The organism is Vibrio sp. St2, from assembly GCF_947311885.1.
Lineage (GTDB): Bacteria > Pseudomonadota > Gammaproteobacteria > Enterobacterales > Vibrionaceae > Vibrio > Vibrio coralliilyticus.
Genome location: NZ_CAMZNA010000001.1, coordinates 1137516 through 1152721 on the forward strand (window position 1 = coordinate 1137516; position 15206 = coordinate 1152721).

Annotated in this window: 13 protein-coding genes; 8 read left to right on the forward strand and 5 right to left on the reverse strand. The window is 45.6% G+C overall.

Features of this window, described 5'->3' with window-relative positions:
- Positions 1-22: 22 nt before the first annotated feature.
- From QMA41_RS05310 to QMA41_RS05325, 4 genes are all read left to right on the forward strand, one after another.
- On the forward strand, positions 23-766 hold the full coding sequence (locus QMA41_RS05310) for a YciK family oxidoreductase (protein WP_095560658.1): 744 nt from the start codon (positions 23-25) through the stop codon (positions 764-766).
- Positions 767-892: 126 nt separating this feature from the next.
- Entirely contained in the window at positions 893-1570 is a 678-nt protein-coding gene (gene imuA, locus QMA41_RS05315) for a translesion DNA synthesis-associated protein ImuA (RefSeq protein ID WP_281629051.1), read from the forward strand.
- 2 nt (positions 1571-1572) lie between these two features.
- On the forward strand, positions 1573-2973 hold the full coding sequence (locus QMA41_RS05320; protein ID WP_281629052.1) for a DNA polymerase Y family protein: 1401 nt from the start codon (positions 1573-1575) through the stop codon (positions 2971-2973).
- Between the two features lie 14 nt (positions 2974-2987).
- The gene (locus QMA41_RS05325; RefSeq protein WP_281629053.1) at positions 2988-6059 is read left to right on the forward strand and encodes an error-prone DNA polymerase; all 3072 of its coding nucleotides are present in this window, start codon (positions 2988-2990) and stop codon (positions 6057-6059) included.
- Positions 6060-6332: 273 nt separating this feature from the next.
- On the opposite strand, the gene QMA41_RS05330 is transcribed toward QMA41_RS05325, so the two are convergent.
- Both QMA41_RS05330 and QMA41_RS05335 read right to left on the reverse strand, forming a co-directional pair.
- A complete protein-coding gene (locus QMA41_RS05330; RefSeq protein ID WP_019277930.1) occupies positions 6333-7280 on the reverse strand; it encodes a chemotaxis protein CheV in 948 nt (315 codons plus the stop codon).
- Positions 7281-7404: 124 nt separating this feature from the next.
- Complete coding sequence (locus QMA41_RS05335) at positions 7405-8622, reverse strand: ROK family protein (protein WP_006959262.1); 1218 nt, start codon at positions 8620-8622, stop codon at positions 7405-7407.
- Positions 8623-8922: 300 nt separating this feature from the next.
- On the opposite strand from QMA41_RS05335, the gene pyk reads away from it, so the two are divergent.
- Positions 8923-10365 (forward strand): pyruvate kinase, encoded by a 1443-nt coding sequence (gene pyk / locus QMA41_RS05340; RefSeq protein WP_281629054.1) that lies wholly within the window; start codon positions 8923-8925, stop codon positions 10363-10365.
- Between the two features lie 60 nt (positions 10366-10425).
- On the opposite strand, the gene QMA41_RS05345 is transcribed toward pyk, so the two are convergent.
- Positions 10426-11577 carry a patatin-like phospholipase family protein gene (locus QMA41_RS05345; RefSeq protein ID WP_281629055.1) on the reverse strand — a complete coding sequence of 384 codons (1152 nt, stop codon included), beginning with the start codon at positions 11575-11577 and terminating at the stop codon, positions 10426-10428.
- 9 nt (positions 11578-11586) lie between these two features.
- Positions 11587-11679: a YnhF family membrane protein gene (locus tag QMA41_RS05350; protein WP_019277927.1), complete on the reverse strand. Its 93-nt coding sequence runs from the start codon at positions 11677-11679 to the stop codon at positions 11587-11589.
- Positions 11680-11812: 133 nt separating this feature from the next.
- Here QMA41_RS05350 and QMA41_RS05355 point away from each other — a divergent pair, with 133 nt between their 5' ends.
- From QMA41_RS05355 to QMA41_RS05365, 3 genes are all read left to right on the forward strand, one after another.
- Positions 11813-12406, forward strand: a complete 594-nt coding sequence (locus QMA41_RS05355) for an outer membrane beta-barrel protein (protein WP_281629056.1) — start codon at positions 11813-11815, stop codon at positions 12404-12406.
- Positions 12407-12919: 513 nt separating this feature from the next.
- A complete protein-coding gene (locus QMA41_RS05360; RefSeq protein WP_281629057.1) occupies positions 12920-14380 on the forward strand; it encodes a sodium-dependent transporter in 1461 nt (486 codons plus the stop codon).
- A gap of 2 nt (positions 14381-14382) precedes the next feature.
- Positions 14383-14484 carry a MetS family NSS transporter small subunit gene (locus tag QMA41_RS05365; protein WP_019277924.1) on the forward strand — a complete coding sequence of 34 codons (102 nt, stop codon included), beginning with the start codon at positions 14383-14385 and terminating at the stop codon, positions 14482-14484.
- A 63-nt stretch (positions 14485-14547) separates the two neighbouring features.
- Here the strand turns inward: QMA41_RS05365 and QMA41_RS05370 are convergent, their stop codons facing one another.
- Positions 14548-14973, reverse strand: coding sequence for a hypothetical protein (locus tag QMA41_RS05370; RefSeq protein ID WP_281629058.1), 426 nt, complete (start codon positions 14971-14973; stop codon positions 14548-14550).
- Positions 14974-15206 lie beyond the last annotated feature (233 nt).

Below are 15206 nucleotides of genomic sequence, written 5' to 3' on the forward strand. Positions count from 1 at the left end.
CATTACAATAAGGATGCATGTCGTGGATTATTCCGTTTCCTCAGACGCTTTAAAAGACAAAGTCATTCTCGTGACAGGTGCCGGTGACGGCATCGGTAAACAAGCCGCAATCTCATTTGCTCAGCATGGTGCCACCGTCATTCTGTTAGGTCGTACAGTGAAGAAGCTTGAGCAAACTTACGATGAAATTGAAGCTGCTGGCTACCCTCAACCCGCGATCATTCCTCTGGATATGAAAGGCGCAAGCAAGCAAAACTATATTGATATGGCCGATACCATTGGTAGTCAGTTTGGTCGACTTGATGGAGTACTACACAATGCCAGTCAACTGGGTGTACTGAGCCCATTTGATCAGATTGGTGAAGACACTTACGACGATATCATGCAGGTTAATGTTAAAGCTCAGTTCCTGATGACTCAGGCAACCCTTCCGCTATTGCATAAGTCAGATGATGCAAGCGTTATCTTTACGTCATCAACGGTTGGCCACGCTGGCCGTGCTTTCTGGGGAACTTACGCAATATCTAAGTTCGCAACGGAAGGCATGATGCAGATTCTGGCAGATGAATTGAGCGATACACACATCCGTGTCAATGCGATTAACCCAGGTGGTACACGCACTTCCATGCGCGCGAAGGCTTACCCAGCGGAAGACGCTGAGTTGCTAAAAACACCACTGGATATCATGCCGCTTTATCTTCACCTGATGTCGAATGAGAGCAAAGACGTTCGCGGTCAGTGCATTGACGCACAGCCGAAGAAATAGAAAAAAACTTCTCATATATTCAACGCCTTGTGGAAACACAAGGCGTTTTTTTATGCACTTATTCAGCCCTTCCCTTGCTGATAAATAATAATAATTTATACTGTACATATATACAGGTAAATTGTTATGTATGAACTGATCGAACATCTTAAGAAAAAACAATGGCTTTGGCAGGGCAATCACACTCCTGAGTCCAGAGATCACCATTCGACAGGTTTTGATCTTCTGGATCAAAAACTGGAAGGCGGCTTTCCCATTCATGGCGTGGTGGAATTACAAACGACTTCCGGCATCGGAGAGCTTCGTCTGCTACTCCCTCACCTTAAAAACAGCAGCCAAGGTAGGTTGTCCGTATTCATACAACCACCTGGTCATCTGTCTGCGCAGTCTCTGACAGCAGAAGGTCTCGATCTGAACCATATTCTGCTGCTTTATCCGAAAACAGATAACGAAGCCTTATGGGCTGCAGAGCAATGCCTAAAAAGCGGCGCTTGCAGTAACGTGCTGCTTTGGCATTCTGGGCTAGAAGTCCACCATGCTCGTCGACTTCAGGTCGCCAGTGAAACTGGAAATTGCCTGTCGTTTTTGTTTAAAACTGAACAGCGCAGTCTCTTTTCTCTGCCCGTCAGTTTGAGCATGACGCTACTCCCCCACCCACTTGGAATTGAAATCACCATCACGAAACGCAAAGGTGGGTGGCCACATGCCAGCTTCGTTCTGGACATGAGTACACTCTGGCCTTCATTAACAGAGTCCAGACCTGAGCCTGTCATTCTTCCTTTCCCACTGCGTAAGCAAGGCTAACTATGCAGGTGTGGTTGTACTTGCATTTCCCGACTCTACAACTGGATGCGCTGTACTCTGAACAGGCTCAGCAGCCTTTGGTGGTGGTTGATTCCAAACGTTTCCAAATTGTGCAATGCAATTTCGTAGCGCACGAACAAGGAATTAGACCGGGAATGGGACTAGGCAGCGCCAGCGCTTTGTGTCACTCGCTTCAGGTCCACCCCTATGATGAGAAAGTCGAGCAACAAACCTTACTGGATATCGCCCAGTGGCTGTATATGGTGACCTCTGATCTGGTGCTCTTTCCGCCACAAGGGTTATTGCTAAAAGTCACGGATATGCTGTCACTCTATGGTGGGCTGGATGCTTATTGGCGCCGAGTTTCTCAGCATTTGCAGCAGTTGAATATCCAGTATCAGTACGCTACTGGCTTTTCTCCCTTCTCTGCCATTCTGCTGGCAAAATCTGGAAGTGCATTAGTCAGCCAAAATAGATCTCAACTCTGTGAAGCACTCAAATCCTATCCAGTTTCAGCGACCGAGCTTGACAGTAAACAGGTTGAAAAACTCTCCCGTGTGGGAGTGTTGACCCTCAACGATCTGCTGGAACTGCCAATGCAAGAAGTCGCTAGACGTTTTGATATCGACTTGGTTAACTATGTCGGACGACTGATGGGTCAGTTTAAACATCCAGTAGACTTCTACCACCCACCTGAACACTTCCAAAGTTATCTTGAGCTGTTGTTTGATATCGAAAATACCCAGTGGTTGGAAAAACCGCTATTGAAACTACTAGAAAAATTGGAAGGGTTTCTAACATTACGTAATCAGGTCGCATACGAACTTGAGCTGACTCTTCATCAACGCGATCGTGCCGCTGGTGTGATTGCATTTACTTCCGCCTGTGGAGATTACTCCGCTCAGCGCTGGGCTAAGCTTTGTCAGCTAACAATGGAGTCCATTAAACTTGATGCTCCAGTACAAGGTTTGACTCTGAAAGTGGTACGTAGTGGCGAACTTGAGTCCACCAGCCAAGACATTTTCGCAGGACGTAAAGGCCAACAAACAGAACTGGAGTTGATAGCCACGCTACAAGCTAAGCTAGGTAATCACCAAGTCCTTAAAGTCGCACCAACAGATGACCCTAGACCAGAGAAATCGATTTCATTGTGTGCCCCCGATCTCCCCATTTCTACTAAAGTTTCACTCTCTGGTTTACGCCCCTCTTTGATGCTACCAAACCCTGAGCCTTTAACAGAAAAGGTCAATGTTATGCACGGCCCTGAACGCTTTGTGACTGGCTGGTGGGATGGTGAGGAAATGACGCGGGATTATTTTATTGCGCGCAGTGACAGTGGACGTTGGCTCTGGGTATTTCGCAATCAAGAAATGCAGTGGTTTCTGCATGGGTTATTTAGCTAAGCGGAGATGCGATAATGAAGTACGCTGAACTCTTCTGCCAGACCAACTTCTCTTTCCTCACCGGCGCTTCTCACGCAGAAGAGCTTATTCTACAAGCAGACTTTTTACGCTATCACGCACTGGCGATTACCGATGAATGCTCCGTAGCAGGAGTGGTCAGAGCTTATAGAGCGATCAAAACTCATAACCTCAATATCAAACTGATCATAGGAAGTATGTTCTGGTTAAATGATGAGTGTCAGGTCGTATTACTTTGCCCAAACCGTGAAGCCTATGCCGAACTCTGTCGAATCATCACAAACGCAAGAAGACGCACCGAGAAAGGGCAATATCAGCTGGCAGAATGGGATTTAATGTCGCTTCGCCACTGCCTGATTGTCTGGCTCCCCAGCCATCGACATAGCGATCAGAAATGGGGACACTGGCTTGCTCAACATCATCAACCAAGATTGTGGTTAGGTGTTCAGCGCCATTTAGATGCAGACGATAAAAGCTACCTTACTCACTGTGAGGAACTCGCTCAGGAACTGATGGTGCCAATCACCGCTTGCGGTGGTGTACTCATGCATACCGCTAACCGTCTTCCTCTACAACATGTTCTAACCGCAGTCCGACATGGTAGTAGCGTTGATAAAATTGGTAAGCACCTACTTACTAATACAGAACGAACACTGCGAAGCAAAGAAAAGCTCGCCCGACTGTTTAAACAAGAATGGCTGGAAGAGAGTATTCGCCTCGCCGAGCAGTGCCAGTTCAGTTTAGAAAAACTCAAGTACGAATACCCCCATGAACTAGTACCCAGTGGTGAAACACCGATGAGCTATCTGCGCAAATTGGTAGACAGTGGCAAGCGTCGCCGCTTTCCCGAAGGTATTCCTCAGGATATTTCAGAAACTATCGACAAAGAGCTTGAGCTGATTGATGAGCTCAACTACCCCTACTATTTCCTGACCATTCACGACATAGTGATGTTTGCCAAGCGTCAGAATATTCTCTATCAAGGGCGTGGCTCAGCAGCCAACTCTGTCGTTTGCTACTGTCTGGAAATTACAGCGGTCGACCCTCGACAAACTTCTGTTCTCTTCGAGCGCTTTATCAGTAAAGAACGTGATGAGCCACCTGACATTGACGTAGACTTCGAACACGAACGCCGTGAAGAAGTCATTCAATACATTTATCAGAAGTATGGCCGTGAGCGAGCAGCGCTTGCGGCAACAGTGATCACTTATCGCTTTAAAAGTGCCGTTCGCGATGTAGGAAAAGCGCTTGGGATTGAAGAAAGCCAACTCGATTACTTCATCAAAAACGTTAACCGTCGAGACCGTGAGCTCGGCTGGCAGGCGCAGATCGTCGAGCTTGGCCTTCAGCCGGATTCTCTCAAAGGTGAGCAGTTCATCACTCTGGTTAATGATATTCTCGGCTTTCCTCGTCATTTGTCTCAGCATGTTGGCGGCTTTGTGATTGCCGCTGGCCCTTTGTATGAACTGGTGCCAGTTGAGAATGCTTCTATGGCAGACAGAACTGTGATCCAGTGGGACAAAGATGATCTGGAAAGCCTCAAGCTAATGAAGGTTGATGTCCTCGCCCTAGGGATGCTCAGTGCTATCCATAAGTGTTTCCAGTTGGTCAAACGCTTCCATCAGCAAGATCTGACTATTGCAGAGATCACCCGAAGGCAAGATGATCCTGACGTGTATGGCATGATCCAGAAAGCCGACACAGTCGGCGTATTTCAGATCGAATCACGAGCCCAAATGAGCATGCTTCCCAGACTCAGGCCCAAGACTTATTACGATCTGGTGATCCAGATTGCTATTGTACGCCCGGGACCCATTCAAGGCGACATGGTTCACCCTTTTCTCAAACGTCGTGATGGTATCGAACCCGTGACCTTCCCTTCGGATGAAGTCAAAGATGTCTTATCTCGAACTATGGGGGTGCCTATCTTTCAGGAGCAGGTAATCAAGCTGGCGATGGTAGCTGCAGGCTTTAGTGGTGGGGAAGCCGATCAGCTACGCCGTGCTATGGCATCTTGGAAAAAGAATGGCGATCTGGTGAAGTTTCGCACCAAGCTGATTGAGGGAATGTTGGCTCGAGGCTACGAACAAGAATTTGCTGAACGTATTTTTGATCAGATACTCGGGTTTGGTGAGTACGGCTTTCCTGAGAGTCATTCCGCCTCTTTTGCTGTACTGGCGTATTGTTCTGCTTGGCTCAAACATTATCATCCGGAAGCTTTTTACACTTCACTCCTCAATAGCCTGCCGATGGGCTTTTACAGTGCATCGCAGCTAGTTCAGGATGCAAGGCGTCATAACGTATTGATTCTGCCTGTCTGCGTCAACCAGTCACATTATGATCATCAGGTCGTTCATTGTGGCAAAAGACTTGCTATCCGACTTGGCTTTCGTCAAATCAAAGGATTCAGCGCAGAAAGCACTCTACAACTACTCAAAGCACGTGGAAAACAGGGCTTTCAACACCCCAAGCAACTCAAGCATATCGGTTTAAATCAGCGAGATCTGGAACTGCTCGCTTCGGCTAATGCTATGCAGACTATTGCGAATAACCGTTTTCAAACCCGCTGGGCAATGATGGATTCGTTATCCGATTTACCTCTATTTAAAGATTTAGAAGAGCCACAAAGTGACTCAATCAGTAAGCCTTCAGAGGTTCAAACACTGCTGGAAGACTACTCTTCCATTGGGCTATCACTCAGCAAACACCCTATTACGCTTTTGGAACAAGCAGGTGCCCTAGGGCGCTTTACAAGAATGAAGGAGCTTATTCATAAGCCGCATCAGTCCCTGGTGACCATCGTTGGTGTTGTAACAGGTAAACAAGCTCCCGGTACCGCTGCTGGCGTCACTTTTTTCACTTTAGAGGACGACAGCGGCAACATGAATGTCGTGGTCTGGCAGGCAACGGCGCGAGCGCAAAAACAGGCCTATCTCACAGCCAAAGTCATGATGATAAAAGGTATCCTAGAAAGAGAAGGAGAAGTCACACACATCATTGCAGGGAGACTGATCGATATGACGGACAAGCTAGAAGGGCTCAAAAGCAAATCACGAGATTTCCACTAACCACCATAAACGGAAAAAGGAGCCATTCGGCTCCCTTTAGATTAACAGTTAGACGAGTTACACATCGTCTTCAGCGTCCATACGTTTCTTTTTGTATTCCCTGTACAGTAACATGCATAAGGTCATCACAACCTTAGACGTAAACCATATCATGAATAGGAACTACCTTTAGCTTCTGATGAAAAGTGAAGATTAATTAATTCGCAAAGCAAATGATCGAACAAATACTATCAATGATTTAACTGAATTGCATGCTTTATATCAATCGAGAGACTATCTCGACAAAATGTCACGCAGTCGATCTTGTGCCACTTCAACCAATAAATCTGGCTGGAACTTGGAAATGAATCGATCACACCCCACCTTCTTCACCATCGCTTCATTAAAGCTACCACTGAGCGATGTATTCAAGGTGATATAAAGATCTTTCAGCTTAGGGTCACTGCGTATTTCGTGAGTCAGTTTATAGCCATCCATTTCTGGCATTTCGGCATCGGTAATCATCAAAAGAAGCTCACGGGGTACATCTTTGCCCTCTTCACTCCAGCCTTTAATAAGCCTCAGAGCTTCGAGACCATCGCGACACTCAAGAATATTCAGCCCCAGTTGAGAAAGCGTTCCTTTAACCTGGGCTCGAGCGGTAGAAGAATCATCTACAATAAGCACATTGCGACCAACCATTTGTGCAGACAGATCTTCATCCAGCACTCCTTCAGAAATAGACACATCGTAATCGATGATCTCTGCCAGTACTTTTTCCACATCAATGATTTCAACAATTTGCTGCTGGTCTTCATTTTTGATTTGCGTGATAGCCGTTAGGTAGTTTGCTCGACCTGCCGTTTTCGGCGGCGGCTGAATCTCTGTCCAAGCTGTATTGACAATATTACGTACCTGACCGACTAAAAAGCCCTGCACTGTTCGGTTGTATTCGGTAATGATTAGATTTTGTTCTTGGTCTTCCTGACGAGATGGTGGGAAACCTATCGCGCTACGTAAGTCAATCACAGGTACGGATACACCGCGTAAAGAAGCCACGCCCGTAATATGGTGGTGCGAGCCAGGCATCTTAGTCAATGGCGGGACTTTGATAACCTCACGAACTTTAAAAACGTTGATCGCAAAGACCTGACGGCTGTTAAGACTGAACAGCAGCAACTCTAATCGGTTTTCACCTACAAGGTTGGTTCGCTGATCAACGCTATTTAAAACTCCGGACATACGATCTCTCAACTACTTTGTAATATATCAAAAATAGCCTAAAGCCAGGCTAAACAAAAATAAACCCATACAACTTGAAGGTTATATGGGTTTACATAAAAGATAAAGCTTATTAACTGCGAGCTTAGCCTTCTATCACCTTCATCAATAATAACCCATCATAGAGGGCCTGTTTGATTAATGCCGCGCCAGGCATGGTCGCCTGTTTGTAGAAGCGAGACTCTACAACTTCAAGATCCTGATGATAAACAGGCAGGCTTTGCTCTTTAATACAGTTTTGAATGGCCGGATACAATACATCTTTTGCTTGGTTAATCGCCCCACCAATGAGAATTTTTTCCGGGTTGAAGAGGTTTATGACGATCGCAATCGCCGAGCCCAGATAGCGACCAAGTTTTTCGACAGCATCGACTGCCAATGGATCACCATTTGCTGCAGCTTCACAAATATCTTCAACTGAAAGTTCTTCAATGTCTGACAACGTTGATTCTTCACCATTTGCCAAACGTTCCGCCACTTCACTACGAATCGCCTGAGAGCTGGCAACAGTTTCAAGGCATCCTCGGTTGCCACAATGGCAAAGCTTACCATTCGGATCGATTTGAATATGGCCAAGTTCACCAATGTTGCCGTGACGCCCTTGAAGCACACGACCATCCAGAACAATACCCGCACCAAGACCATGGTGGATAGAAATCAGTACTGAGTTTTCGTTTTCCTGAGAGTGACCAAACAACTTCTCTGCCAATGCCCACGCTCGGGTGTCGTTAGCGATGAAGACTGGAAGACCTGTTGCTTTGTAGATTTCAGGGCCAAGAGAAAGGTTTTCAACATTGTAGTGCGGCATTTGCAACACAATGCCTTTTTCAGAGTTCACCAAACCAGGAAGAGTAAGTGCAATACTGGTTACACGGTCTAGTTGCTCGGAATATGTCTGGAAAAATTCATCGATTTCATGGAGCAAGCGAGCTAACACATCGTCTTGATCGATTTCATGGATATCGATTTTAGTGTCAATCAGAACATCACCGCCCAACTCATGCAAAGCAATGGTCAAATAGCCACGGCCGAGACGCATTGAGAGAAACTGCCAGCCTTCATTGTTCACCTGTAGCCCCACTGCCGGGCGGCCACGACTGGTCGCTTCCTGCACTGTAGTTTCGTGGATCAGATGAGCATCAATCAGCTCACGAGTAATCTTGGTAATACTCGCAGGGGCAAGCTCGCTCTCTTTTGACAAATCAATTCGAGAGATAGGGCCTTTTTGATCAATGAGTTTATATACACGGCCAGCATTGACCTGCTTGATATGATCAATATGGCCTGGTTGAGCCATGTACATAGGGTGCTCCAAATATCAACAACTAAGCAATTTTTTTACTTTGCGAAGTAATTGTGAAGAGCTTTGGTAGATTGCCGTGACAAGCATCACGGATAAACATGATTCTTTGGGCGTTCAATCAAATTGCAAAACAGATATCACATTTAAAGCGCCATTTTTTTGCATTAATAAATATGTGTGCCTGACAAGATAAGTTATCCCTAAATCTCTCATAACTCAGCATTTTGCATATACTCAATTGGGGTCTTTATATTTTTATAATTTATTGCCGACCCAAAAAGCTTGATCAAGGAAATCATCATGACCGCTATACAAAGAAGAACAAAAATCGTCACTACGTTAGGTCCATCGACGGACAAAGAAGGGATTCTCGAAGCGATCATTCAGGCAGGAGCCAATGTTGTCAGAATGAACTTCTCACATGGTACCGCAGAAGATCATATCCAGCGTGCCACTCGCGTACGCAATATCGCAGCGCAGTACGGTACTCATGTTGCCATTCTTGGTGATCTACAAGGGCCTAAAATTCGCGTATCGACATTTAAAGACAACAAAATTCACCTCACTGTTGGTGACACTTTTATCCTCGACAGTGATCTCGCTCAGGGGGAAGGTGATCAGAGTGCCGTAGGTCTCGACTACAAAGAGCTGCCACAAGACGTCTCAACGGGTGATATTTTGCTACTCGATGATGGTCGTGTTCAGCTGCAGGTGACTAAGGTATCTGACAATCAAGTCGTTACTAAAGTCATCATTGGCGGCCCGCTGTCCAATAATAAGGGCATCAATAAAAAAGGCGGAGGCTTATCGGCCGACGCTTTGACTGAAAAAGATAAGAATGACATCAAGATTGCCGCCCAAATCAAAGTCGACTATCTCGCAGTTTCGTTCCCACGCAATGGCGAGGATATGAAGTACGCTCGCCGCTTAGCACGAGATGCGGGCCTTGAAGCGAAATTGGTCGCTAAGGTGGAGCGCGCCGAGACAGTGGAAAGTGAGGAGAATATCGATGACATCATTCTCGCTTCAGATGCGGTAATGGTCGCTCGTGGCGATTTAGGGGTAGAAATTGGAGACCCGGAATTAATTGGTGTACAAAAACAACTCATTCGCCGAGCGAGAAGCCTCAATCGTACCGTCATCACCGCGACACAAATGATGGAGTCTATGATTGAGAATCCAATGCCAACCCGTGCAGAAGTCATGGATGTAGCCAATGCCGTCCTCGATGGTACTGATGCCGTCATGCTGTCAGGAGAAACGGCCGCAGGTAAATACCCGCTGGAAACAGTACGTTCAATGGCTGAGGTGTGTCTGGGAGCAGAGAAAATGTCAGCCATTAACCGGTCCAGCTACCGAATGGACTCGGTTTTTAAAGGCAGTGAAGAAACCATCGCTATGTCGACCATGTTTGCCGCGAACCACATGAAAGGTGTCAAAGGCATCATTACCCTGACTGAGTCCGGCCGAACGGCATTAATGATGTCTCGCCTTAGTTCTGGTTTACCTATCTTCGCCCTATCACGTAATGAAAGCACTCTTAACCACACCGCGCTTTATCGTGGAGTGACGCCCGTTTATTTTGACTCTAAAGGCGACTCAGGTTTACCAACAGCTAAAGCCGCTGTGGAGTGTTTGAAAGGCAAGGGGTTACTGCATGATGGCGACCTGGTCATCATCACTCAAGGCGATGTCATGGATGTGGTAGGGTCAACTAACTGTATGCGTATTCTTTCTGCCTGATATTGGACTTCACATGAAAAAGGGAGCCTGTTGGGCTCCCTTGTAACTTCTGAATGACCGTTACTTCTGAATGGCCGCCGCTGAGGATTTAGACAGCGATGAATACATTTCAACAAAGCGAAAACCTGAATCAAGCCCCATCTGGTAGTCATGAAGCAGATCGTCTCGGTCACTCATCAAAGAATTAGATCTAAGTGGCTGCTCAGGCTTTATCTGTACAATAAAACAATCGTCTGGCGGATTGTGGAGAAAGTCTTGAGTAAGAGAATAGGTCTGGTAGTGAACCATCAACATATCCGCCAATCCGGAATCAAACTTCTCTCCCAGTAGATGACTTAATCGGTAGATGTCATCGGCTCCAAATAGCCAACGCCCGCCATTGAGTGACTCCAAGTGGCGATGTTGCAATTTGTCCTCCTGAGAACGTTGCAACTGTTCTGTGAAAAAGCTCGCCCAGTCTTCTTTCCATTGAACCAGCTTTTGCTGCCAATGATCTTGCACCACGTTAAATGAATCACGATACCACTTAACCTCATTCTCATGAGTCACTTGCTCTGTGTCCGTCTCTAGATCTTCTCCTTCTGTACGAATCACAACAATGCAACGCGCCTCTTTACGCCACGCTTCTTGAACTGGAATAGACGCCGAAACTCCTCCGTCCACATACTCTCCATGATCAAACTTAACGGGCTCCTGATAAAGCCTTGGGATCGCGCATGTGGCGATCAACACTTTTCTCCAGTCATCCTGAAACATGGGCAAATAGTGATCGAACAGCCGGCTAGTATCGGTCACCGCAGCAAAGGCTTGCCTATTGGCCAATACTCTTTTTCCCATATCAATATCAAGCCGATAAGGAAAATCGCTGATCTTATCAAGTGCCCAATCAATCCCAAGGTATTGTTTACGGCGTATATAACGGAAGAGATTGAAAAACTCAGGAGCGGTGGTGAGGTCGAGTATAAAGGAGCGCCCTATTCCCCGTTGACGGCACAGATAACCACAAAGATTTAGCGCACCAGCAGAGGTACCATAGAAAGCGTGAAAAGGGTCAAAGTTAGAAAGAAGGAAGGCATCAAGCACACCGGAAGTAAAGATACCACGCTGTCCACCACCTTGGGCTACCAGCGCATTTTTACCACCAGTGTACTTAGCAAGACGTTGAGTATCCAGCTGGATAGCAGCGCTGGTAACGACACCGCTATTGTCCATATACCCAACCTAGGCTGAAGTAATGGCGACTAGACCAAAACCAATCAAAACAGTAAAGACTGTTACAGTGATGACCAACGCATATTTTAGATCGTGTTCCATAGACACCTCCTTTATTGTGTAACAAAGTAATAACATCGTTGTGAGTCATCTTCAAATATTCCCTTTTTTTTGTGCGTAATTATGACGTTACTATCACAATTAGTGGGTATATCACTCTGATAGGACAGTGACTATGAACAGCAAGAACCTCTCTTTATTTTGTAGCATTTTACTTACGTTCTCATCACCCGCTTTAGCTGATATCTATCTGACCCCTTGGTTTGGCTTTACCGCAGGCGGAGAAGTAGAAAATCAAGATCAGCAAAAATATGACCTAAAAGGCTCTGAGAGTTTCGCATTAAGCGCAGAAATGACGTTGGATAAAGGGCGAATTGGCCTGTTTTACGCCAATCAAAATACTGATGTCGAAACAGTGAACCTCAGCTCCACCATGCACTACCTGCACTTTCAGAGTAGCATTTATTACCCCGCAGAGGAGTCTCTATACGGTTATCTTGGTATAGGGCTTGGGGGTTCATACATAGATGCCGATTGGGTCACAGACGAGTTTGGCTTTTCAGCCAGTATCTTTGGTGGATTTGAGTATCGTCTCACTGAACACTTTGCAGTGAATACTCAGCTGCGTTGGCTTGGCACAGTTGTCGATAACGATACCAGTGGCGTATGCAATCTGCCCGCTTCACAGGAAGGAAGTTGTCTCATCAAATTCAAAACTGATTGGATGAACCAGTTTTCAGCAAACCTCGGATTAACTTGGCGCTTCTAGATACAATATCTTTACAATATTAATAATTTAGTAATATAGATTAATGGAGCGTATATTTTTCAGTCATACGCTCTCTAAATTATAAAAGCGTTATATTTTGCATAAAAGCCATAAACCATAAAATGCTTCCAGTTTAATAATACAAGTCAGTCCAATCACTCTATAAAATACAATAAAACACAATTTTATTACCACAAACGAACAATACCATCACAACTACAATCTATTGCTTTAACTATTGTTAGTAGTTAGTCTTTTCATCATGCACAGCTGAATATTTCAGTTAGAGCAAACACACATTTAACTTTAAAGAACTAAAATCTGAGAAGCCTTTAACTTCACAGCACAAAAAACCACAAACTTACGCAATAAAAGATAGTTAATTATTCATATTGGCACAAACAGACACGTGCCTGCTTTACTAGTAGTAAGTTTACTCAGGCGTCCGTTCAGCCTGACTGGTGATTTTAAGGCATCTTCAATCTCAGATATCGGATTTACAGGAGTCCTTTTATGAAGCGAGAACAATGGGGGTCCCGCGCTGGATTTATTCTAGCTGCAGTCGGATCGGCTATCGGTCTGGGAAACATCTGGCGTTTCCCGTATATGGCCTATGAAAACGGTGGTGGTGCTTTCTTTATACCGTACCTTTTTGCCATGATCACCGCAGGCATACCCTTCATGATCCTTGAATTCAGCATGGGTCAGAAATACCGTGGGAGCGCACCTCGTACGCTAGCGAAAATTCACTCTAAGTTTGAGTGGCTAGGCTGGTTCCAAGTAGGTGTTGCAGCGGTTATTGCTGTTTACTACGTTGCTGTTATCGGTTGGGCGATTTCCTACTTTGGTATGTCTTTCAACCAGAGCTGGGGCACTGACACTAACGCCTTCTTCTTCAGTGATTACCTCGGTTTAGGTGACAACTCACCAACTAATCTAGGAAGCATTCAGTGGAAAATTGCTATTGCAATGCTGATTGCATGGGGTATTACTTACGCTGCTATTGTCGGTGGTGTCAAAGCAGGTATTGAGCGCGCATCTAAGATCATGATGCCAATTCTATTTATCATGGTCGTGCTACTGATTGGCCGTATGGTCTTCCTACCTGGTGCTCTGGATGGCGTGAACTACATGTTTGAGCCTGACTTTAGCAAAATCTGGGACGTGAAAGTTTGGGCAGCCGCGTATGGTCAGATCTTCTTCACTCTGAGTATTGGTTTCGCCATCATGCTGGCTTATTCAAGCTACTTACCTGAAAAGTCAGACATTACTAACAACGCCTTCATGACGGTTTTGATTAACTGTGGTTTCTCAATCCTAGCTGGCATCATGATCTTCTCAGTCCTCGGCTATATGGCGCAAGAGCAAGGCAAGCCTCTGACTGAAGTCGTATCAGCGGGCGTTGGTTTAGCATTTGTTACACTGCCAGCTGCAATCAACTTGCTGCCAGCGCCGTACATCCTAGGCCCACTTTTCTTCTTCGCACTAGTTGTTGCAGGTCTAAGCTCACACATTTCCATCATGGAAGCCGTGACGTCTGCCATTATCGACAAACTAAAGTGGAGCCGTAAGAAAGCAGCAACCGTTGTTATTGGTGTTGGTGTTGTCGTTTCTATGGCATTTGCAACCAATGGCGGTCTACTACTACTAGATTTGGTCGATCACTTCGCGAACAATGTCGGCATCATGGTGGGTGGTTTTGTCGAGATTATTCTTATGGCTTGGCTACTGAATAAAGTTGGTGATGTACGCGAATACGTCAATGAGATCTCTGACTTTTCTATCGGTGCTTGGTTCGTGGTTTGTCTGCGCTTCATCACTCCAATTATGCTGGCAGTTATTCTCGCAACCAAACTACAAACACTATTCACTGAAGGCTACGGTGGCTACGACCTAACTCTTGGTTGGGCAATGATTGCCGCTCTATTTGTCATTGGTGTATTGATTAACGCAACAAGTCGTAAGGAGGCCTGATTATGACAACAGGTGCGATTATTATGATGGTACTGGGCCTTGGAATAACTTGGGGCGGCGCTGCTATCTGTATTAAACGAGCAATGAACAAACAGCAGCAGTGATTACTGTTGTTGCTTGAAATAAAAATGCCGACACTGAGTGTCGGCATTTTTGATTGGTCAGAGCTAGAATGTGTATTTAACGCCGAGTGCTCCGCCAATCTGTAATTCTGGGCCACTATACATATCTAACTCTGGTTGAATTTGACCATACATATTCCAGCCTTCGCTGAAGTTCCAGTTCAGACCAAGGGGAACACGCGCCCCCAACTCTTTATGGTCCCATTCGCTCCACGCACCCGCACCGACATACCAAGTAAAAGGTACGTCCTGACCAAACTCTCCACGAGCTAGTATGTAGTCGAATGCAGCTCCGTCATTACCTACTGTAAAACGGTACTGATTATCCAATTCAATGACTGCACTTAAGTCTTGGTCTACTGCCATTCCAACCGAGAGATCCATGGACTCTGAACTTTCAGCAATGACGCTTGCGCTCCCTGCGACGGCCGCAACACCTAATAAGCTTTTAACTAGTGTACTTTTCTTCATCACTCTGCTCTTGATTTAAATAAAACAGCGTGCAATTTTCCAGTTGTCCAATGAGAAAATGTCATAGAAAGGTAAGGAGGTCGTTAGAAAGCAGAGTATTTTATCGCTTCCACTATGCAATAACATTCAACCAAACGTATTCGCTAACAGCGCTTGATTTCAGAGAGTCACGTTCTAATAAAACAAAAGGAGGCCCTTAGGCCTCCTCTATCAATTAAATGGGTAAGTGAGTA